Raw genomic sequence first — 19,475 nt, forward strand, 5'->3', positions numbered from 1 at the left:
GTGCTTACAACCACACATTCAACAGGCGGGCGCCTGGGCTGGGGGGGCCGGCGAGCAAAGCTCCCGACTGGCGGGCAAAGCCCTGGCCATCGCTGCCCTGTTCCCAGAACTGCCCGCGCATGAACACGCTCATGCTGCTGATGCCGGTTCCGGCCACTTCGGTCAGGCGTTGCCAAGCCATCTGTTCACTGACTTCGCCGCGCTGCAAGGCAAGCCCGGCGCTGGCATCCTGATGGCGATTTCCCCGCCAGGGTGCTTGCCAGCTGCCCTTGCCACTGAGAAACGCCGGGTTGGCGACCAGTTGTACGGCTTGTTCAGTCAGTTGCTGGTGGTTTTCCGGGTACCAGCTGTCACTGCCCACCAGTATCCCCAGGCGCCCGGCCGGGGTCTGCACGACCTGCAGCGGGTGCTGGCGGCCGTGATGGACGAAGCGGCGCATTTCACTGTCGGGATATTGCTGGCGCTGGGGCTGCCCCAGTAGCGAGCCGTCTCCGGCAAACACCACACTGCTGTTGAACAGCGGGCCACGGCCGGTATGCAGTACGCCTTGTTTCACATAAGGTTCGGGCAGCACGATCGAACCGGCCACCAAGGTGACGCCAAATTCCTTGGCCAGGCCGCCGAACAGCTGCTGGTAATCTGCGGCCATCTGCTCGGCCTTCATGCGCAAGTGCGCATCGGCGCGCCAGTCGTCGCCGTCAGCGCCAAGAACCGCGAGGCCATAACGCAGCGGGTTGCTCAGTTCCAGCCATTGTTGGGCTTCGTGGCTCTGGGTGACTTGATACAGCTCGTTCTTCTCTCCGCGCGCCCACAGCCAGGTACCGATGTGTTCCGGCAGCACCACCACCGTGCGCGGGTTCACCAGGCCTTGGGCGCGGGCTTGCTCCAGATAGGCTGCGAGCTTGCGGTGCAGGCGTTGCAGGTTCTGATAGTCGCCCGGGTACAGCAGTGGTTCGACACCGAGCAGGTTGCCGTGCTCGCCCGGCACGCCATGGTTAAGCGCCAGCTCGATGCGCAGGTCGGACAGGTAGTGGCCTTCCGGGCGCTGTTGGGTCCAGAAGCCATAGCCGCAGAGGGCGGCGATCATCACCAGCGCCAGGGCGCTTGCCAGGAGTTTTCGCATCAAGCGTGGGTATTCGCTAAAAATGGAGTGGCCATGCAGGAAATCAAGGACATGGTGCGGCCTTATTCATCAGCATCGGAATCCTTGTTGCGCTGCCTTCTTGCAGAGTCGCGTTTGATCATACCAAAGCTACCGGGCGCTTATGAGCATTCTCTGCAGACAAGAGCGGGTGTCACGGCCGGCAAGCCAGGCGCTGACGTTCATAGTTAACTGCCTTGTCCCGTTCCGGAAGGTTGTAAGGTGCCGCACACTGGCGCTCACCCCACTTGATGGTCAGGCTGCCCTGGTCCTGTTCCAGGAGTAACAATGCCTTGCCGCTGGGGTCGGAAATTGCCAGTTGCTGGCCCGCGGCGTCCTCGACCGAGGCCCCGAACGGTATAAGTTGACCGCGCTCGTCGAACAGCTCGAACTGCACCCGACGCCCGCTCTTGCCGGTATAGCGGGCAAGCACAACGGCGCCGCGGCGAGGCACCAGTTGCTGGGTGGCGTTGTCGATCTCGATGTCGCCCCCCAGGTCACTGGTGTCCAGGCTGATCCAGTTGACCCGATAGGGCTGGGCGTTGGGGATCACCGCATAGCCATTGCGCCCGGTCTCCACACCGCTATAGCTGCTGATCTTTGCGCCCTTCACACCCGGTACTTCGGCCAGGGCGAAGGTCTCGCTGAGCGACTGGCCGAGGTTGATGCCGCCCTGGTGGGCGACCACGGCGCCGGCAATGTTCAGGTTCTGCGAGTCGTAGCCGCGCCCCTGGCTATAGCCCAGGCTGATGTCGGCGACCGAAGTGCGGGTGTTCAGGTTGGCCGATGCCGAGCTGCCGCTGGTGCGGCTGTGGCCGCCCTGGATCGAGTAGAAGGTGTCGCTGGTTTCCGACAGGTAGCCGTTGATGCCGGCCTGGGTGGTGTCGTTGCCTTTCTGTGTGCTGGTGGTGACGAACGCCCGCGGTGCGCGGGCCCGGCTGCCGAGTGGGAACGATACCGACAGGTTGAGCTGGGTATCTTGCCCCGAAGGGCCTGAGTTCCCCAGCTCCTTGGTGCGGCTGACGTCCAGGTTGTAGGAGATCTCGCCCCAGTTGTTGCTGTATCCGGCGGTCAGGCTCTGCGAACCGCCGCGGTTCCAGTAGCGCTGGTCGGTGGCCGTCAGGTACAGGCTGCCGAACGCGCGGTTGCGGCCCAGGCTCTGGTTGATGGTCAGGTCGGTGCGGGTCTTGGAGTTGCCACTGCGCTTGATCGCGTTGGCGCTCAGGTCCTCGACATGCTGGGTGAGGGTACGGAAGCCCTCGGTGGAATAGCGGTAGGCCGCGAGGGTAAAGTTGGTGTCGGTGCCGGTGAACGTCTTGGCGTATAGCGCCCGCAAGCTGTTGCCGTGGGTGGTCTGGCCCTGGGCCTTGCTCGAGGAGTGGGTGACATCGAGCGAGAAGGCGCCCAGCAGTGTGTTCAGGCCGCTGCCCACGGCCATTGCCTTATAGTCTTGCGTGGCTTGCAGGCCAACGACGCCGGTCACGTTGTTGGTCAGACCGTAAGCCAGCGTCGTACTGAGCATCTGCGGCGTGGCCAGGCCCTCCGTGTTGCTGTTGTAGCGTCCAGCGGACAGGCTGTACTTGACCTGACCGCCACGGACCATGAGCGGCAGGCTGGAGAAGGCCTGCACGGTGACCCGCCGACGGCCGTCGGCCTCGATGATGGTGACTTCCAGGTCGCCATTGGAGCCGCTGGGGTAGATGTCGCTGATCTCGAACGGGCCGGGCGGCACGTTGGCGGTGTAGAGCACGTAGTTGTTCTGGCGAATCTCGACCCTGGCGCTGGTCTGCGCCACGCCACGCACCACAGGTGCGTAGCCGCGCTCGCTGTCGGCGCGCATGCCTTCGTCCGAAGCCAGCTTCAGGCCCCGGTAGCGCACGCTGTCGAACAGGTCGGTGTCGCTGAAAATGTCACCGGCGCTGAACTGGCCTTTGAGCGCGGTCACGTCGTGCTGCATATAGCTGCGGTTGCTTTTGAAAGTGTCCGGCTGCCCGGTGCCGCTGCTGAAGTTCGACTCGTTGCGCAAGCGCCAGCTGCCCAGGTTGATGCCGTTGCGCAGGCTCAGGTTGTTGGCGATGCGGGTCTCGGCATCGCCGGCGCTGCGGCTGGTGTTGAACTGATAGTTCACGAACGCAGCAGACACCCCGGCGTCCCACAGTTGCGGGTCGACGTAGCCGCGCAGGCCGCGTTTCATGGCGACCTGCGGGATGCTGGCGGACAGGCGCAGGTGACCCGAGTCGTAGCTCAGGCTGGCCTGGTCGATCAGTGCGGCCAGGTCGTGGCAGGCCAGGGCGGTATCCAGGCGCCCCTGTGCCTTGAGCTTGTCCATGTCGATACCCAGTTGCTCGAGCAGTTGCAGGGTCAGGCAGGGTTCCACCCGCCCAGTCTGTGGGTGGCGGTTGAATTCGATGTCACGCCGGCCTACCAGCACGTCGTTGCTGTACAGGTCTACCCGGTAGTTGCCCGGCAGCACGCTGTTGGCCGACAGCAGCAGTTGCAGGTCGACCGCCGATTGCGCGCCCTGCAGAAAGGTGGTGTTGAAGCCCTGCAGGTGGGCGGCGTCCTGCGCCGTTGCAAGGCCGGGCAGTGCGGTGCAGATGACCAATGACAGGGCGTTGAGCTTCCAGGCCGGACGAAGCGTGCCGCCACTGAACGCGTGCGCGCCTGCATCGGCTCCCTCGACAGGGTGGGGGGCGATGGACAGAGACATACCAGAAACCTATTTCATATCGCGGCACGGGCGGGGCACGGGGAGGCCGCACGCGACCTGGGCACAAGGTGGGGGCTACGATTTCACAAGGTGATGGCGGGTTCGGCAGGCTTGGCGCTACCCGGCTGGGCAGTGTTCAAACGCAAGAAATATCCATGTTGGGCGCCATAGTCGTTGATGCTCTTGAACGTCAGCGTCAACGGTCCGTCTACCTGGGAAAATACCGAGGTGAATGTTTTTTGTTCGCCAGGGGCGATCATGGTCGAATCGGCGCTGAGCACGGTTTGTTTCCCGCTCTTAAGTTCGATATCGGCCATCGACACGTGATACAGGCTGGGATTGTTCACGGTCAGTTGTGGATTCCCGGCGCGCCGGGTCAATTGCCAGACCAGTTGTTCGGGCGCCAGCAGGGCGTTGCCGGGCAAGTTGGCCGGGCGGAAGAAAATCTTGATACGTTGGCGCACCGCCAACTGCAAGGTATTGGCCTTGGTACTGGCTTGCGGAATTTCCTGGACATTGAGCCAGACCACCGACTCGCGATCGGTCGGCAGGCCCTGGCCTTCATAGAGAATGCGCAGCAGTTGTTCCTGCTTGGGCAATACCCTGGCCAACGGTGGAGTAATGGCGAACGGCGCCTGCGCGCTGTCGCCGGCATCCACCCAGGACTGCACCAGGACTTCCTGGTTGCCATTGCGCACGATGACATTGGCTTCTTTGTGCGCACCGTCGAACACGACGCGCGTAGCGCTCAGGGAGATGCTGGCAGTTGCCTGGGCGGCGACGAGCATGCCCAGCAACCCGAGAACGGGATACAGAGAACGACGCAACATGGTTGGGTACCTTGCGGGGGCGAAGAAGTGGCGAGGCTGTTCAGCCTCGCGCAGGGAGCAGCGCCGAAGTGATTACTCGTACTGCAGGATGAACGGCAGGGTGGCGTCACCACGACCGGCGGTGGCAGTGCCGGCGGCGCCAGTGGTCACGTACGCCGCAGAGAAGCTCAGGGTAGCGTCGCCGCCCTCGGCGCCAGTGCCGTGTACATCGCTCTGGATCTTGGCGGTGGCGGCCGAGCTCAGGTCGATCAGGTTGCCATTAGGGTCGAGCAGGGCAATGCCAACGTTGGCAGCAGTGCCGGTGCCTTTGGTCAGGGCCAGGACCTTCTTGCCGGTCACCAGGCCCGAGCCGCCGCTGTTGGCATCGAAGATCATCGCCACCTTGGTGCCGAGGTTGCAGTTGACGTTGAGGTTGAAGTCCTTGCCGGTCACGCGGCCAGCCGTCGGGTTTTCGGCGGTGCCCATGTCCTTGATCGAGACGCTGCCCATGTCCACGGCGATCACGCGGTCGGCGTTGGCGCCATCGACCGAGCAGGCGTCATTGTTGATCACGCCAGTGAAGGAAATCTTGCCGCTGCCGCCGTTGACTGGCCCGGTGGCCTCGACGGCCAGTGCGCCTGCCGAAGCGGTCAGGAGCGAGAGGGTCAGGGCGGCCAGGGAGAATTTATTCATATTGATGTCCACATGAGAGTGAGTAAGTGCTGCAACTTAATGCACGCTCACAATAAGTCAGGTGGTTTCTCTGGCCCATCAGACGAATCTTAATGGTGGAACAATGACGCTCGCTAGTTAATTAAAGATATGACTCGCCAGGCAATAGGCCAACAATTCCTGATCGCTGTTCACTTCAAGTTTGCGCATCGCGGAAACTTTCTGTGCACTAATGGTCTTGGTACTTCGATGTTGGCTGCGGGCGATCTCACTGACACTTTGTCCGGCAACAAACAGGCGCAGTATTTCGAATTCCTTGGGTGACAGGTTTTCCACCCTTTGATCGATGGCGGTGTTACAGGCGATCACCGATTGCCTTGCCGGTGCCGGCGCCCGGTAGGTGCTGTTGCGGGCGACGGCATTGAGGGCCTTTTCGATTTCGCCATGCAACTGGCTCTTCTGGATCACGCCGTCCACGCCCAGTTCCTGCAGCCGTGTCAGGATCAGCGGGTTGGAAATCATCGTCAGCACGAGGATGCGGACGGCGGGATAGTGACGTTTGAGGTAGTCGATCAGTTTCAGGCCGTCACCGTAGGGTGAGTCTGCCGGCATGTTGTAGTCGGAGATGACCATGTCCACGGGTTGGCGTTCGAGCAGTTCGATCAGCCCTTGCGAACAGACGGCTTCGCCGACCACGCTAAAGCGTGGGTCGCGTTCGACCAGTTCCCGGACGCCGAGCAGCACGATGGGGTGATCGTCGGCGATGATGACCTTGAGTTTTTCCATAAAAGACGACCCGTTAGCCGGTGCGGATGGGAGGGTTGTTTCCATGCGCTATCAGCGCTGAAGTTGATTCTATGCGAGGGCATCGAGTATTGCTGACAGCCTGTCCAGCACCCCCCCCAGCTTATCGGCCAGGGCCGCGTCGAGCGGCGACTCGGCCAGCGCGGACTCCAGTGCACAGCACTGCTCGGCCAGGGACCGGGCCTGTACCGCGCCCAGGGCGCCGGCGATGCTGTGCAGGCGCTCGCCAAGGCGCCGCTGGTCGCCTTGCTCAAGGGCCAGGCGCAACTGCTGCATATCCTCGCGCAGGGTGGTGATGAACAGCGCGCGCATGGCGTCGGACACTTGCACGGTATCGGTGGCTGCAGGGGAGGGGGAGGCGTTGAGGCTGTCCGCTTGCGCACGGCTGGGCGCTTCGGCCAGTGCTGGCCGACACAGACGGACCAAATGGCTGCGCAACGCCTGCAGGCTCAACGGTTTTACCATCCAGGCATTCATGCCCACCTCGAGGCAGCGCTGGCCTTCTTCTCGCAGTGCATTGGCGGTGACGCCGATGATCGGCAACCGGGCGTCGTGCTGGCGCAGGGTCCTGGCCAGTTCGTAGCCATTCATCAACGGCATGTTTACGTCGGTCAGGACCAGGTCGAACAGGCCTGGCTGCCAGCGTTGCATGGCCTGTTCGCCGTTGGCCGCGACCACCGTGGTACAGCCCAGCGCCTCGAGTTGCTCCTGCAGGATCGCCTGGTTGATCGGATTGTCCTCGGCCACCAGGATATGCAGGCGCAGAGCGGCGCGTTGCTGTTGCGCGGTGTTTTGGTCATCGGGCGACCCGCCCTGGCGCACGACCGCGATGAGCTGGGCGATGGCCCGCACGTCATGCAGATCCACCCGCCAGCAGCCGTCGATGAACGCGCCGGGGGCAGGGCCGTCGCTGCTGGCGCAGATCCGCTGGCCATGCCAGGTGGCAGCGTCCGGGCAGTCGAGCAGGTCTACCAGCAGGGCCTGGTGGTTGTCCTTCTCCAGGGGGGGAATCGTCAGGGTCGCGGCGATACCCAGACGCTGCAGCCAGTCAACGCCATGCTGGGCAAGCTCCGGTATCGGCGCACGCACATACACCGGGGTCGGGTCGGGCACTACGCTTGGGCAGTCGCTCAGCTCCCCCTGGGCCAGTGGCAGGCTGATGTTGAGGGAAAAGCTGCTGCCCAGGCCCGGCTCACTGACCACCTTGATCTGGCCACCCATCATGTCGGCCAGCCAGCCGCAGATCGGCAGGCCGAGGCCCGCACCGCCCTCGCTGGAGGCGTCGGCGACCTGGTAGAACAGCTCGAAGAGCCTGGCCTGCTGCGCCTGGGAAATGCCAATGCCGCTATCGGCAACCTGCCATTGCAGGCGCACGTGGGTGTCGTCGAGCGCCAGCACGCGGGTGCGCAGTACCACCCGGCCGGTGTCCGTGAACTTGATGGCGTTGCTCAGCAGGTTGTTGAGGATCTGGCGGATGCGTATCGGATCGCCCACCACCTGCGCCGGCAGGCGGGCGTCATGGCAAGCATAGAGCAACAGGCCCTTGCGCTCGGCGAAGGCGCGATAGGTGCGCACGGTGTCTTCGAGCATGTCCAGCGGGCAGAACGGCACGGGTTCGAGCGCCATCTGCCCGGATTCGATCTTGGTCACGTCGAGCACGTCACTGATCAGCTGGAACAGGGTTGCCGAGGAGCGCTGGATAGTGTGCAGGTAGCCTTGCTGGCGTGCATCCAGGTGCGTCAGGCCGAGCAGCTCGAGGGTGCCCAGCACGCCGTACAGTGGGGTGCGGATCTCGTGGCTCATGGTGGCCAGGAACAGGGTCTTGGCGGTGTTGGCGGCGTCGGCGGCGCGCCGGGCTTCGTCGAGCGCCTGGGCGTCCTCGACATGGCGGGTGACGTCGTTGAATGCGTAAAGGCGCACGTCTTCGCCGTGGTAGCGGGTGGATACGAAACCGACCTGCAGGTGGCGGCCTTCGACCTGCAGATAGTGCTCGCCACTGCGGGTGCTGCCCACTGCCGAGGCGAGGGTGCTGACCAGCTCGCGGGTGCCCTGCCATTGCTGCGCCCGCTGGTTCTCCAGCAGCACCTCGTTGTCGGCGCTGCGGACCACGCACAGGCCGGTCGGGGCGGTGTCGATGACCACCCGGCTGAAGGCCTCGCTCTCGGTGATGATCTCGTGAGCCGCGCGCGCAGGCAGGATGACCTGGCGCTGATACCAACGGATGACCACCCGGCCCAGCCCGATGAGGACCAGGAACGTGGCGGCGATGCCGGCCAGCGACCAGAACGCGTAACGGAAGAAGTGCCGGTAGGTCACGGTGTAGATCGCACTCCAGCCACCGTTGGCCTGTTCGTGGAGTCGGAACACCAGGCCTTCGGGCTTGATGTTGAGACCTTCATGCACCCCCTTCAGGGACGCGGGCGCGCCGATCAGCACCTCGCCGGATGGGGTGATGAGGTTAAAGTGGTCATACACGGTCCAGTCCATGATGCGTTCGAAATCATCGATCTGGGCCAGGTCCACCAGCGATGCAACTTGCGTGGCTTGGCCCTCTGCCTTGCCCGAGCGCAGGGGGACGTTGGCGTAGGCCAGCACGCGTGGCGGGGAGGCCTGGTCCGGCTGCTCGACATAGCTGCGCCAGACGATCCTGCTGCCTGGGCCCCAGTCCTTGTCCTGAGGCTGGCGCGCAATGACCTGCCTGATCACATCGATGAACGGTTCATTCTCCAGCTTGCCCCGCCCGCGTCCTGCGGCGGGAACCGTGATGTCGTAACGGGCATCCGGCGAGAACAGGAACACCTGTGGCGAACGGTACGGAGAGGCCGACCAGAACATGCTGTAGAAGCTGGCCAGGTTCGCCCCCAGGGTGAAGATGTCCGATACTTCGCGGTCAGCCAGGTTGCGTGGGTCGAATTTGAGGCTGAACGGCATGGAAAATGGAAAGATCTGGCCCTTGTAGATGTCCGGCCCTTCCTCGGGCATGGGTGCCAGCGCCGGCTCGAGCGCACGTGGGTAGTCGAGCAGCTCCCCCTTGGCGCTGCGTTGCACGAGGGCCTCGAGGAAGGTTTCCTGCTCTTGGACATTCTCCATCAGCCGGGCGAAATGGATGCTGACCGTGTCGCTGTGTTCGTCGATCAGGCGCTCGAGCGACCAGAGACTGAAGCCGGCCAGCAGCAGCGCCAGGCCCAGCAGGACGGTCATGCCTTTGTTCAGGCGCAGAGAGCTGCGGGCCAGGTTTTCCAGCAGGGCGTTGTACTGTTTCATGCAAGGGTCCGCAAGGGCGTGGGGGCATCGATACCCAACGAATATTACCTTTGATGCCCGGCCGGCGCTGTGAGTTACAGCCGGTCAGTAGGCTGACGGGGGACCGTCGTTGTGCAGCAGGCGCTGGAACTGTTCCGCCGACACGGCATGGGAGATCAAAAAGCCCTGCACCTGGTTGCAGTCGACCTTGCGCAGCATTTCGAGCTCCTGAGGCGTCTCGACCCCTTCGGCGACCACGGTGAGCCCGAGCTTGCGACCCAGGGCAACGATGCTGGCCAAGGCCGAGGCCAGGCTCTCGCTTTCATCGCAACGCTGCACCAGCGCCCGGTCTATCTTCAGTTCGGTGAAGGGCGTCGAGACCAGGCTCATGTACGAGCTGTAGCCTTTGCCGAAGTCGTCCTGGGACAGGCCGAAACCTTTCATGCGCAAGCGGCAGGCGCCTGCATAGAAGTTGCTCAGCTCTTCGGGAATGGAGCATTCCATCAGCTCGAAGCACAGCTTGCCGGGCACGCCTTGGTGGTGCAGGACGAATTCCAGCAGCCGGTCGGCCAGGTCATGGCTATTCAGCAGGTGAGTCGGCAGGTTGATCGAGACCGGGATGTCATAGCCCCGTTCGCGCCAGCGCGCCTGGGCATCCATGGCTTGCTTGAGCATCACCCACAGCAGCCTTTCCTCCAGGCCGAAGGCATTGATCGTTGGCAGGAAGGTGCCTGGCAGCAACACCCCTTGCTCCGGGTGCATCCAGCGCACCAAGGCCTCTGCCGCGACGATGCGACCATTGTGCAAGGACTTCTTGGGTTGGAACCAGGCCTGAAAAGCTCGGTTGTTCAAGGCATCGACCAAGGTCTGGCGATCGAACTCGGGCGTGGACGGTACCGCCTGGGCCGGTGCCTGATGGTGCAACTGCAATTGGTCGATCAGGCTGCGCAGCGCGGCGGGTTCGACCGGCTTGGAGATCAGCCCGAGCACGTCCACGCCGAGGTTCTTGGCCACCAGGCTCGCCGCCATGAGCATGCGCCGCGAGGCCACGCTCATGATCGCCAGGCCTGGCTTGTGGCGCAGGCCGGCAAGGTGCTGGATGAATTGCACACCGTCCATGCCGGGCATCAGCAGGTCGGTCAGCACCAGGTCGAAGTCACGCTGGCGCAGGCGCTCCAGCGCTTCCTGGCCATCCCGGGCTGCTTCCAGGTTGAAGCTGCCAAGCTCGCTGAACAAGTGTTGCAGGTACATATGCTGGAAGGGGTGGTCTTCGACGATCAGGATGTTAAAGGTCTTCAAGGGCTACCTCGATACGGGGCCAGGCAGTTGAACAGGACTTGCAGGTTGAAGGGCTTGATCAGGCAGCGATCCATGCCGGCGGCCAGGCACAGTTCTTCCTCGCCGCGCAGAGCATTGGCAGTGGCGCCGACGATGGGGCGGGTGCAGCCCAACCGGCGCAGGGCCCGGGTCAGTTCGTAGCCATTCGTGCCGGGCATGTTGACGTCGGTCAGCAGCAGGTCGAAATGCTCGCGCTGCCAGGTTTGCAAGGCCTGCTCGCCATCGCTGACCAAGGTCACGCTGCAGCCGAGCTCCTCGAGCTGGTCGCGCAGGATCAACTGGTTGATGACGTTGTCCTCGGCAACCAGCACGTGCAGCCCGAGCGGCTCGGTCAAGGGGGCCGGCGCGGCGGGGTCCCTGGGACGGCGCAGGCCCTGGGCCTGGCCGACAGCATGGTGCAGGGCGCCCAGGTCGTTGAGGTTGACCTGCCAGTGACCGGCCTCGTGCCGCGCCTCCCAGCAGTCCTGGGCGCTGGCCAGGATTCGCGGGCCGGGCCATTCGGCGACCAGCCAGCGTTCGACATTGCCGGGATGCAGCTCGACCAGCAGTTCGCCGGGCAGGGCGCTGCCTGGCGCCGGCGCGCCGACCTGCGCGCGCGCACCCCAGCGACAAAGCCAACCACTGATGGCTTCAGCCAGTTCGTGTACGGGCGATACCACGTGAATGCGTTCGCCTAGCAGGTTGAACGGGGCGCTGGCGCGGCCTGACGCCACTTCCAGGGGTAGGGTCAGGCTGAAGCTGCTGCCCAGGCCCAGCTCGCTGACCAGGCGCAGCTGGCCGTTCATCAATTGCGTCAGGCGCTGGCAGATCGGCAGGCCGAGCCCGGTGCCGGGAATGACCTGGCTATGGCCTTCGGTCTGGTAGAACGGGTCGAAGATGAACGGCTGGTCCTGTTCAGCGATGCCCTTCCCCGTGTCCGAGACCTGCCACAACAGGCAGGAGCGTTCGCCGTCGCGGTTGAGCAGCCTGGCCCGCAGCACCACGCGGCCGCAATCGGTGAACTTGACCGCATTGCTCAGCAGGTTGTTGAGGATCTGGCGGATCCGGTTGACGTCGCCGATCAGGTGTTCCGGCAGGCGTGGGTCCAGGCAGCTGTAGAGCTGCAGCCCCTTGCTCCTGGCTGCCGCGCTGTAGCCCTGGACCACCTCGCGGACCAGGTCCGGGGCACTGAACTCGCTGAGTTCGAGGGCCAGCTGACCGGCCTCGATCTTGGACACGTCCAGCACGTCGCAGATCAACTGCAGCAAGGTTGACGAGGAGCCTTCGATTGCCCGCAGGTAATCGCGCTGCTGGGCGTCGAGCACGGTGCGCGACAGCAGCTCCAGGGTACCCAACACGCCGTACAACGGTGTGCGGATTTCGTGGCTCATGGTCGCCAGGAACTGGGTCTTTGCTTCGTTGGCGGTGTCGGCCGCGCGCCGGGCGTCCTCCAGCGCGGCCTCGATCTGCTTGCGTGCGCTGATGTCGCTGAACGCGCAAAGCAGCACCGGCTCGCCCTTGTAGCGGGTTGGCGAGCAGCTCAGGTACAGGTGGCGCCCTTCGGCGCTCTCGAAATAGTCGCTGCACTGGCCTTCGTGTCGCTCGAAAGCCTGCTCGATCCATTGCGCGCTGCGCGCGCCGCGTGCCGGGTCCTGGCCCAGCCACTGCTGGGCCAGGTGGTTCTCCAGCACCACCTGGCCATCGCTACGGCGCAACACGCACAGGGCGACGGGGGCGGTTTCGATGACGTCACGGCTGAATATCTCGCTTTCCACCAGTGCACGGATGCGTTCGACCGTGGGGGTGAACAAGCGTTGGTCGAACCGCTGGATCAACACCCGTATCAAGGTGATGCTGAGCACGCAGAACAGCAGGGCACCGAGCAGTTGCTGCCACAGACCGGCAAGGATCGCGGACAGGTCGATCGCGTAGACCAGTTGCCAGTCCGAAGACATCAAAGGTTTGCTGATGACCAGGTACTCTGGCAAGAGCCCCTGGCCGGCGAAGCCGAAGAAGTTGTTACCCACGGGATGGTGCAGCGAACGGTCCAGCGTCGGGCCTGGGGTGTTGGTGAACACCAGCATGCCGTCGGCATTGAACATCATGAATTTACCCGCGCTGGCATCCTCGAGCGACGGCGACACTGCCTGGCTGTCGATTTCCAGGCCTAGCCAGCCAGAGCCCGGGTCGCGTGCGTCCAGGCGCAGGAAGATGAACAGGCGCGAACCTTGGGCGCCCTGGTCGGCCAGCCATAGTTCCCGAGGGGCCGTGGCCCGCAGTTCCGAAGCGCGCAACTGCTCAAGCAGGGCGGGCGAAGGCAGCGAGGCCTGGGCGTCAGCGTTGTACAACCAGCGCATGGGGGCCTGAGCCGCTGTGTCGACATACAGCAGGTTGACCCGCCGGGCCTCTAGGTAGGCACACATGCGCTGGGTCAGCCACAGGCTCCAGCGTTTGCCCGGCTGGCTGCCCAGTTGCAGGTGCACTTCCTCGCCCGGTGCCAGGGGCAGCCAGTCGACACCCGGCGCCGTTTGACGCACGGCTGCGAGGCTCAGGCTCTCCAGCAGCGCCTCGCGGTTGGTGAAGAAGGTATGGGCCTCGGCGATCGCGCTGCTCATGGCGCCATGGCGCCGAGCGATATCGGTGTTGAAGGTAAAGGACAGGAAATTGTAGGCCGCGCCGAGAATGCCGGCCGATAGCACGATCGCCAGCAACCGAAGCAGGCGGCGTGCTGCCTCGGGGTTGGAGAGCAGGGGGTTGATCTGTTGCAGGTAGGCTTTGAGTCGCATCCCGCAAATCTAGGCAGGCCGCTGGCAACTGGACATCAGACGATCCTTAAAGGCCGCCTGGCCGAGGGTTTACTGGTAGTACAGGTCCACCAGCGCCGTGGCTTCGAACGGACCGGGGATGGGCGCCGAACGCCAGATCAGGTCGGCGCGGAACGGGTTGTGGCTCACGCCCGGCGCGGCCAGGTCGGCCAGCTTGAACCAGGTGGCGAAAGGTACCGATTGGTTACTGTCCTGCTGGGTAAGGGCGATGCCGACAGAGGTGTTGTTGGTGGGCACCAGCAGCTTGTCGATGATGCTGGCGCTGCCAGCGACCGGGGTGAAGCGGGCGCTGACGGTGTAGGGCGTGTCGCAGGATCTGGTCAGGTCGAGGCTGAAACTGGCCGAGCTGGCGACCTGGCCGACCTGTGCCGAGCTGGCCAGGGCACGGCGGAAATTGACCACCGAAGGCAAGATGGTCAACTCGGGAGAGCAAGGCACGAAGCGGATGTTGTTCATGCCGGTGACGACATAGTTGAGGTTGCTGTCGGGTTTGGGGTTGAGCATGTACCCGCCGTCCAGCTGGAATACCCGGTATTCGCTGAGCGTGCTGGCTTGTCCGTCGGTTGGCGTTGCGCCGTACTTTTCGATGAACACCGTAAAGTTCAGGGTGAAGCGGGCCTTGTACCAGCCTGTACAGTTCGCCCAGTCGCAACCATGAAACGAGTTGTAGCCAGTGGTGACGGCGCCCGAAGTCTGAGTGATTTTCTGCGAGCCGTAGCGAATCCCGACCCGTATGCCCTTGCCTATACTGGCTTTGGCCGGGTTGACATAGAAATAGACATCTTCCTTGATGCCGGTTTCATAGTCGTCGGCGCAGATGACCGGAAGCGAGTGTGGTGCCGACTCCCAGATGATCGTGCCGTCGGGCGCGTCGGCCGGTACCGCCAGTGCAGTGCCCAGTGCCTCCTTGAATACCGTCGCCATGGACGGGTCCAGCTTGCAGGACAGCGCGTAGCTGGTGGCGGGGCAACTGGCGGCGACGAAAAGCAGGCCAAGCAAGTGTTTCCGGATCAGGTTCATGAGTGGGTATCCTGTGGCGGTGTGTTCACGGCAGCGCGATGTGGTGGCGCTTCTGCAGGCCGATATCGGTGAGTTCGCTGAACGCCACGCGACTTTGCGCGGGCAGGGGCGAGGGCGCCTCGAGGGTGAGCGATGCCCCAGGGCGCAGGAGGACGTAGTCCGCAAGCTGGCGCGACTGCCCAGGGCTGTCGAGCTGGAGGTTGACCAGCGAAACATGAAAGGCACTCGGGTTGCTGACTTCGATCAGGCCAGGCTGACGTGCGCGCCATGCCAGGCCCTCGACCGCCTCGCTGGCCGAGCCTGGCAGGCCGGCAGGGCGGTAGAACAGCTTCAGGCGCTGGCGAACGGCGAATTGCAGGGTATTGGCCTGTTCGGGTTTGCGCGGGATCTCGAGGATGTTCAGCCAGAACAGTGACTCCCTGTCCTCGGGCAGGCCCTTGCCGGCGTACAGCACACGCAGCATGTGCCGGCCGTTGGGTGGTATCAATGCCAACGGTTGGACGATGGCGAAGGGCGCATCGGCGCGTTCGTCGGTACTGCTGACCCAGCTTTGCATGACCGTGTCGAGGTCGCTGCGATTGACCACGCTGATGCTTGCTTCCTTGTTCGAGCCTGGGTAAATGAGGCGTGTGCCCTCGACTTTGAGCTGGCCCCAGGCACCGGACGCCAGGCCCATCAGGACCAGCGCCGCCATGGCTGGGCGCGAGAGGGTATGAAGCAAGCGCGACATGGTCAGGGCAGGGCTCCGGTGAGGGTGACTGGGAAGGACCTGGGCATCCTAGACAGCTGGGCCGCCCCCGGCTTTGAGACGTTTCTTAAATTGCCGCGTGGTTTAAATGCCTGCTTTGTGAACTGCCTCACGCGCGCAGACGGCCCGGTCACTGCTCATCCGATAGGCTCAAACGTGGGTATCGGGGAGTGGAAACCATGAGCGGCAAGCGATTCGCATTGAGTGTTGCAATTAGTCTAGCCCTGGTCGGTCAGGCCCAGGCAGGCGCCGTCGTCGCCTCGGGCATGCTGCAGTTCACTGGCAGCATCGTCGAGCCGTCCTGCACGACCACCGTGGGCAGTGCCGGTTGGCGCATGGATGACTGTCCGGCGCTGGCGCGTGACAGCGTCATCGGCATTGAGGGCGTGGACGGCCAGGCACTGCCGGTGCAGGCGGTACGCGTCGATCAGGGGGCCACGGTCGACCAGGCCTACAGGCTGGTCGACGGGCGCGGCGAGCCGCTGACCCAAGGCCATTACGTGGTGATCCTGACCTCACCTTGAGGGGCGGGCAGCCGCTCGCTCACGCCTTGGAGAACATCTTCAGCTTCAGCTTTCAACACAACATGAATTGCCGTACAGGCAATCCGCCAGTTCGTTTGGATGGCGGCTCGGGAAGCGAGCCGCTGGTTCTCAAACCTGTGACGCTGGAAAATCGACGCCGCGAGCGGTGGCTTCCCAGACGCTGAACTCCGTACGCATGGCGGACAGCTTGGCCATCGCCACATCGAATGCTCTGTTGCCCAGCAGCAGGCGGTGTGGTGGCTGAGGCGAAGTAACCGCAGTATGAATCGCCGCAGCTGCACGGGCCGGGTCCCCCTCCTGCTTGCCGACCGAAGCGTGGTAGGCACGGCGCGCCTCACCTGCGGTAACCTCGTAATCCGCTATCGGTTCCGGCACTTCACCCGATGAGCCTGCCCATTGGGTGCGAAATGCGCTGGGCTCGACCGTCATGACACCGATCCCCAGGGGCTCAAGCTCAGCACGCAAGGTTTCCGATAACCCCTCGACAGCGAACTTGCTCGCGCAGTAGTAGCCCACTGCGGGGAAGCCCGCGAGCCCACCTATGGAGGTCAGGTTCACGATCATGCCCTGACGCCGCTGGCGCATGCCGGGCAGCACTGCTTGGATCATATGGGAGGTGCCGAAGAAGTTAACGTCGAACAGGCGGCGCGCCGCCTGCGGGTCTGTTTCCTCGACAGCGGCGAAGTAACCGATACCGGCGTTGTTGACCAGTACATCCACCCTGCCGAATACGCGTTCAGCTTCAGCCACCACGGCCTTGGCCTGTTCGGCATCGGTTACATCCAGTGGCAGTACCAGCGATTGGCCGAGGCTGGCGAGATCCTGCACCTGTTCGGTCTTGCGTGCGGTGACAACCACGCGCTCGCCTTGCTTGAGCAAATGGGTTGCAATGTGGCGGCCAAAACCGGTGGAACAGCCGGTTACCAGCCAGGTGTTCTGTGTACTCATGGGAGGGTCCTCCTGCAAGTGGTCGGGTTCAGTGCTTGATCGTCTAGGCGCGCCGCTCGAACGTATGGATCTTGGGGACCTCGCTGCAGAACGTGTCGAGTTCTGTCATGAAGGCCTGCACATAAGGTGTCTGCAGATGTCCGTCAAAGGCCTCGGAGGAGTGCCAGTCCTCGTAAACAAGCCACCCCTCGACCGAGTCGCCCGATTGGTAGATGTCGTAACGGATGCAGCCAGACTCCTGCCGTGTGGGGCCGACCAGCGCCAACAGGCGCTGGCCGAGGGCACCGCTTTGCCCGGGGCGTGCGGTGAAGAACGCGAGCTTTGTGAGCATGCTATGGGCTCCTTTATGGGTGATAGACCGATCAACCGGCGGTCACGGTCATGCCGCCGTCGGCCATGACAACCGAACCGACCATGAAGCTCGCCCGTTCGGACGCGAGAAACGCGACGAGCTCGGCAATTTCTTCCGGCTGTGCGGCACGGCCGATGGGGGCCGCTTCGCCGTGCTTGGCAAGAAAGCCAGGACCGTCTTCGACCACGTCATTGAGGATGTTGGTGACTACGTCGCCGACGCCGATGGCATTGACGCGGATACCGTACTCGATGGCTTCGAGTGCCAGCGTACGGGTCAGCTGTGCCAGCGCACCCTTGGAGGCGGTGTACGCCGCGATGGTTGGAAAGGCGAAGTAGGCTGCATAGGAGGCGATATTGACGATTGCGCCGGACTTGTTAGGCATCATTGCCTTGACTGCCTCGCGGCAATGCAGAAAGGCCGCGGTGGTATTAACCGCCTGGATGCGCTCCCAGTCTTCGCGGGTCATGTCGATGACCAGTTTGTTGATGATGATCCCGGCGTTGTTCACCAGGATGTCCAGCCGGCCGAACCGCTCGACGGCAAGGCCGACGGCACGCTCTGCAGCGCCATCTTCGCTGATGTCCGCCACCAGTGGGACCAGCCCTGGACGTGCGAGGTCTTCTACGGCAGGGTTGATATCTTCGGCAACGACCTTGGCGCCACGTGCATGCAGCAAAAGCGCAATTGCCTTGCCGATGCCACTGGCGGCGCCGGTGACCAGCGCGACTTTGCCTTCGACTTCATGGGGAATGTTGGGCGTGATAGTAGTCATGATGCTCTCCTGCGTTGTGAGCCGAGGAGACATTCGCCGGCTCTAGCCTGTAAGGGACGGCTTTACTGTCGCGCAACGCGCAGAGAGAGGCTTTCGTAAGCTTGCCGAGGCTGTCGGGATTTTGCGCCGATATGCAGTCCCTCGGTCCGTAAGCGCAAATCATGCTTTGAATCGCCAGCCAACCCCGCCATCGAGGAGCGGAGTAAACACAGGGGCACCTGGCTCATCGGGGCTTTGACCCGCTGGCTTACCTGCAAACCTCAGATAATATGAGTCGGAACGTTCGAGAGAAGAGCAATGATTTCAGACCCGGGTACCCCAACGCTCGATCAACTGCGGGTATTTCTTGCAGTAGTCGATGTCGGCAGTTTTGCTGGAGCAGCGCGCAAGTTGCATCGCGCCACTTCAGTGGTGAGCTACTCCATTGCCAACCTGGAACTGCAGCTGGGCGTCAGCCTTTTTGATCGCAAAACCACCCGTAAGCCGCAATTGACCGACGCCGGCCGGACAGTGCTGGCCGAGGCGCGCACCATCTACAGCAGTATTGACGGGCTGCGCGCCAAGGTTCGCGGTTTGCTGCATGGCCTTGAAGCCGAAGTGCATCTCGTGCTTGACGTAATGTTGCCTCGCGAGCGTATGGTCGATGCACTGAAAGCCTTCCGAGAAACGTTTCCAACCGTATCCCTACACCTGCATATAGAGGCTCTTGGCGCAGTGACCCAACGGGTGCTCGACCGCGGCGCCACGTTGGGTGTGAGTGGCCCTCTGACCACAAGCATTGATGGCATTGAACGTATCGGCGTAGGTAAGGTGGCGCTGGTTCCGGTGGCTGCGCCTGACCACCCGTTGGCGCAACCGGGTCCACACCCGCCGGGTTCAGGTCGCGCACATGTTCAACTGGTCCTGACAGATCGTTCACGGCTCACTGCAGATCAGGAATTCGCGGTGGTCGGCACACGCACGTGGCGCCTGGCGGATTTGGGCGCCAAGCACATGCTGCTTCGCGAAGGCATCGGCTGGGGCAACATGCCGATAGACATGGTTCGCGATGACCTGGCCACCGGACGCCTCGTGCAAGTCGAACTACCCGACTGCTTTGGCGGCGATTATGCGTTCGATGTTATTTACCGCACCGACACGCCTCCCGGCCCGGCCTCGAAATGGCTGATCGAACGGTTTAAGGCTCAGGCCCGATCCTCCTGAACATTCGAAAAAGTCGAACCTGACGCCCGGCGCATCTCCAAGGGCGTGAACAGGTGCTTGGGCATGTCGGCTGGTTCGTCGGGACGGTGGAAAATTTTCGTTTCTTTGATTTGCACATTCACCCCGGCTCAACCCCGATGGAAGCCAGCGCCGAGGTCAAGGCTGAGGGGCTGATCAAGCCGACCCGGCGCATCTATGAACAGGAGTATGTGCTCTTCGTGCGTGTCAAGGACGGCAAGCTTGCCTTTATCCGTGAGTACTTCGACCCGGTCCGGGCTGCCCTTGCCCTGAATGCGCCGATTCCTGCGTTGGCCAGTTAAGGTGTCGCTCGCGCTTGCGCAACGCCGCAGCACGGTTGCCGGC

General features: G+C 63.3%; 16 protein-coding genes. 3 read left to right on the forward strand and 13 right to left on the reverse strand.

Annotation, left to right across the window (positions count from 1 at the left end; translation table 11 throughout):
- Positions 1 to 4: 4 nt before the first annotated feature.
- From ACF8FG_RS22785 to ACF8FG_RS22830, 10 genes are all read right to left on the reverse strand, one after another.
- Complete coding sequence (locus tag ACF8FG_RS22785) at positions 5 to 1,123, reverse strand: nitrilase-related carbon-nitrogen hydrolase (protein ID WP_318080021.1); 1,119 nt, start codon at positions 1,121 to 1,123, stop codon at positions 5 to 7.
- A gap of 172 nt (positions 1,124 to 1,295) precedes the next feature.
- Positions 1,296 to 3,851 (reverse strand): fimbria/pilus outer membrane usher protein, encoded by a 2,556-nt coding sequence (locus ACF8FG_RS22790; RefSeq protein WP_318080012.1) that lies wholly within the window; start codon positions 3,849 to 3,851, stop codon positions 1,296 to 1,298.
- A gap of 83 nt (positions 3,852 to 3,934) precedes the next feature.
- Positions 3,935 to 4,681 (reverse strand): molecular chaperone, encoded by a 747-nt coding sequence (locus ACF8FG_RS22795; RefSeq protein ID WP_014591898.1) that lies wholly within the window; start codon positions 4,679 to 4,681, stop codon positions 3,935 to 3,937.
- A 72-nt stretch (positions 4,682 to 4,753) separates the two neighbouring features.
- Positions 4,754 to 5,353: a fimbrial protein gene (locus tag ACF8FG_RS22800; protein ID WP_012053263.1), complete on the reverse strand. Its 600-nt coding sequence runs from the start codon at positions 5,351 to 5,353 to the stop codon at positions 4,754 to 4,756.
- Positions 5,354 to 5,470: 117 nt separating this feature from the next.
- Complete coding sequence (locus ACF8FG_RS22805) at positions 5,471 to 6,118, reverse strand: response regulator (protein ID WP_012053262.1); 648 nt, start codon at positions 6,116 to 6,118, stop codon at positions 5,471 to 5,473.
- Positions 6,119 to 6,187: 69 nt separating this feature from the next.
- Entirely contained in the window at positions 6,188 to 9,400 is a 3,213-nt protein-coding gene (locus tag ACF8FG_RS22810; RefSeq protein ID WP_318078525.1) for a response regulator, read from the reverse strand.
- A gap of 84 nt (positions 9,401 to 9,484) precedes the next feature.
- The gene (locus tag ACF8FG_RS22815) at positions 9,485 to 10,678 is read right to left on the reverse strand and encodes an EAL domain-containing protein (RefSeq protein WP_014591896.1); all 1,194 of its coding nucleotides are present in this window, start codon (positions 10,676 to 10,678) and stop codon (positions 9,485 to 9,487) included.
- Positions 10,675 to 13,482: an ATP-binding protein gene (locus tag ACF8FG_RS22820; RefSeq protein ID WP_318078522.1), complete on the reverse strand. Its 2,808-nt coding sequence runs from the start codon at positions 13,480 to 13,482 to the stop codon at positions 10,675 to 10,677. The genes ACF8FG_RS22815 and ACF8FG_RS22820 overlap by 4 nt, the downstream gene beginning before the upstream one ends.
- A 69-nt stretch (positions 13,483 to 13,551) precedes the next feature.
- Positions 13,552 to 14,541, reverse strand: a complete 990-nt coding sequence (locus ACF8FG_RS22825) for a fimbrial protein (RefSeq protein ID WP_014591894.1) — start codon at positions 14,539 to 14,541, stop codon at positions 13,552 to 13,554.
- A 25-nt stretch (positions 14,542 to 14,566) separates the two neighbouring features.
- Complete coding sequence (locus ACF8FG_RS22830) at positions 14,567 to 15,271, reverse strand: molecular chaperone (protein ID WP_014859530.1); 705 nt, start codon at positions 15,269 to 15,271, stop codon at positions 14,567 to 14,569.
- A gap of 197 nt (positions 15,272 to 15,468) precedes the next feature.
- Between ACF8FG_RS22830 and ACF8FG_RS22835 the strand changes: the two genes are divergently transcribed.
- Positions 15,469 to 15,813: a hypothetical protein gene (locus tag ACF8FG_RS22835; RefSeq protein ID WP_119713417.1), complete on the forward strand. Its 345-nt coding sequence runs from the start codon at positions 15,469 to 15,471 to the stop codon at positions 15,811 to 15,813.
- A gap of 129 nt (positions 15,814 to 15,942) precedes the next feature.
- On the opposite strand, the gene ACF8FG_RS22840 is transcribed toward ACF8FG_RS22835, so the two are convergent.
- Genes ACF8FG_RS22840 through ACF8FG_RS22850 form a run of 3 tightly spaced genes read right to left on the reverse strand, consistent with a single transcriptional unit; the run spans position 15,943 to position 17,909 of the window.
- The gene (locus ACF8FG_RS22840; RefSeq protein ID WP_070384179.1) at positions 15,943 to 16,782 is read right to left on the reverse strand and encodes an oxidoreductase; all 840 of its coding nucleotides are present in this window, start codon (positions 16,780 to 16,782) and stop codon (positions 15,943 to 15,945) included.
- Positions 16,783 to 16,825: 43 nt separating this feature from the next.
- Positions 16,826 to 17,113 carry a putative quinol monooxygenase gene (locus ACF8FG_RS22845; protein WP_318078517.1) on the reverse strand — a complete coding sequence of 96 codons (288 nt, stop codon included), beginning with the start codon at positions 17,111 to 17,113 and terminating at the stop codon, positions 16,826 to 16,828.
- A gap of 31 nt (positions 17,114 to 17,144) precedes the next feature.
- On the reverse strand, positions 17,145 to 17,909 hold the full coding sequence (locus ACF8FG_RS22850) for an SDR family NAD(P)-dependent oxidoreductase (RefSeq protein ID WP_014591889.1): 765 nt from the start codon (positions 17,907 to 17,909) through the stop codon (positions 17,145 to 17,147).
- A gap of 297 nt (positions 17,910 to 18,206) precedes the next feature.
- On the opposite strand from ACF8FG_RS22850, the gene ACF8FG_RS22855 reads away from it, so the two are divergent.
- Both ACF8FG_RS22855 and ACF8FG_RS22860 read left to right on the forward strand, forming a co-directional pair.
- The gene (locus ACF8FG_RS22855; protein ID WP_014591888.1) at positions 18,207 to 19,112 is read left to right on the forward strand and encodes a LysR family transcriptional regulator; all 906 of its coding nucleotides are present in this window, start codon (positions 18,207 to 18,209) and stop codon (positions 19,110 to 19,112) included.
- Between the two features lie 53 nt (positions 19,113 to 19,165).
- Positions 19,166 to 19,432, forward strand: coding sequence for a nuclear transport factor 2 family protein (locus ACF8FG_RS22860; protein ID WP_014591887.1), 267 nt, complete (start codon positions 19,166 to 19,168; stop codon positions 19,430 to 19,432).
- Positions 19,433 to 19,475 lie beyond the last annotated feature (43 nt).

Source organism: Pseudomonas sp. YQ_6 (assembly GCF_043103245.1).
Lineage (GTDB): Bacteria > Pseudomonadota > Gammaproteobacteria > Pseudomonadales > Pseudomonadaceae > Aquipseudomonas > Aquipseudomonas alloputida.

Bases quoted from the DNA above. Each gene is read 5' to 3' on its own strand.
- ACF8FG_RS22785 (WP_318080021.1), bottom strand. From the start codon at position 1,123: ATGCGAAAACTCCTGGCAAGCGCCCTGGCGCTGGTGATGATCGCCGCC.
- ACF8FG_RS22790 (WP_318080012.1), bottom strand. From the start codon at position 3,851: ATGTCTCTGTCCATCGCCCCCCACCCTGTCGAGGGAGCCGATGCAGGC.
- ACF8FG_RS22795 (WP_014591898.1), bottom strand. From the start codon at position 4,681: ATGTTGCGTCGTTCTCTGTATCCCGTTCTCGGGTTGCTGGGCATGCTC.
- ACF8FG_RS22800 (WP_012053263.1), bottom strand. From the start codon at position 5,353: ATGAATAAATTCTCCCTGGCCGCCCTGACCCTCTCGCTCCTGACCGCT.
- ACF8FG_RS22805 (WP_012053262.1), bottom strand. From the start codon at position 6,118: ATGGAAAAACTCAAGGTCATCATCGCCGACGATCACCCCATCGTGCTG.
- ACF8FG_RS22810 (WP_318078525.1), bottom strand. From the start codon at position 9,400: ATGAAACAGTACAACGCCCTGCTGGAAAACCTGGCCCGCAGCTCTCTG.
- ACF8FG_RS22820 (WP_318078522.1), bottom strand. From the start codon at position 13,482: ATGCGACTCAAAGCCTACCTGCAACAGATCAACCCCCTGCTCTCCAAC.
- ACF8FG_RS22825 (WP_014591894.1), bottom strand. From the start codon at position 14,541: ATGAACCTGATCCGGAAACACTTGCTTGGCCTGCTTTTCGTCGCCGCC.
- ACF8FG_RS22830 (WP_014859530.1), bottom strand. From the start codon at position 15,271: ATGTCGCGCTTGCTTCATACCCTCTCGCGCCCAGCCATGGCGGCGCTG.
- ACF8FG_RS22835 (WP_119713417.1), top strand. From the start codon at position 15,469: ATGAGCGGCAAGCGATTCGCATTGAGTGTTGCAATTAGTCTAGCCCTG.
- ACF8FG_RS22840 (WP_070384179.1), bottom strand. From the start codon at position 16,782: ATGAGTACACAGAACACCTGGCTGGTAACCGGCTGTTCCACCGGTTTT.
- ACF8FG_RS22845 (WP_318078517.1), bottom strand. From the start codon at position 17,113: ATGCTCACAAAGCTCGCGTTCTTCACCGCACGCCCCGGGCAAAGCGGT.
- ACF8FG_RS22850 (WP_014591889.1), bottom strand. From the start codon at position 17,909: ATGACTACTATCACGCCCAACATTCCCCATGAAGTCGAAGGCAAAGTC.
- ACF8FG_RS22855 (WP_014591888.1), top strand. From the start codon at position 18,207: ATGATTTCAGACCCGGGTACCCCAACGCTCGATCAACTGCGGGTATTT.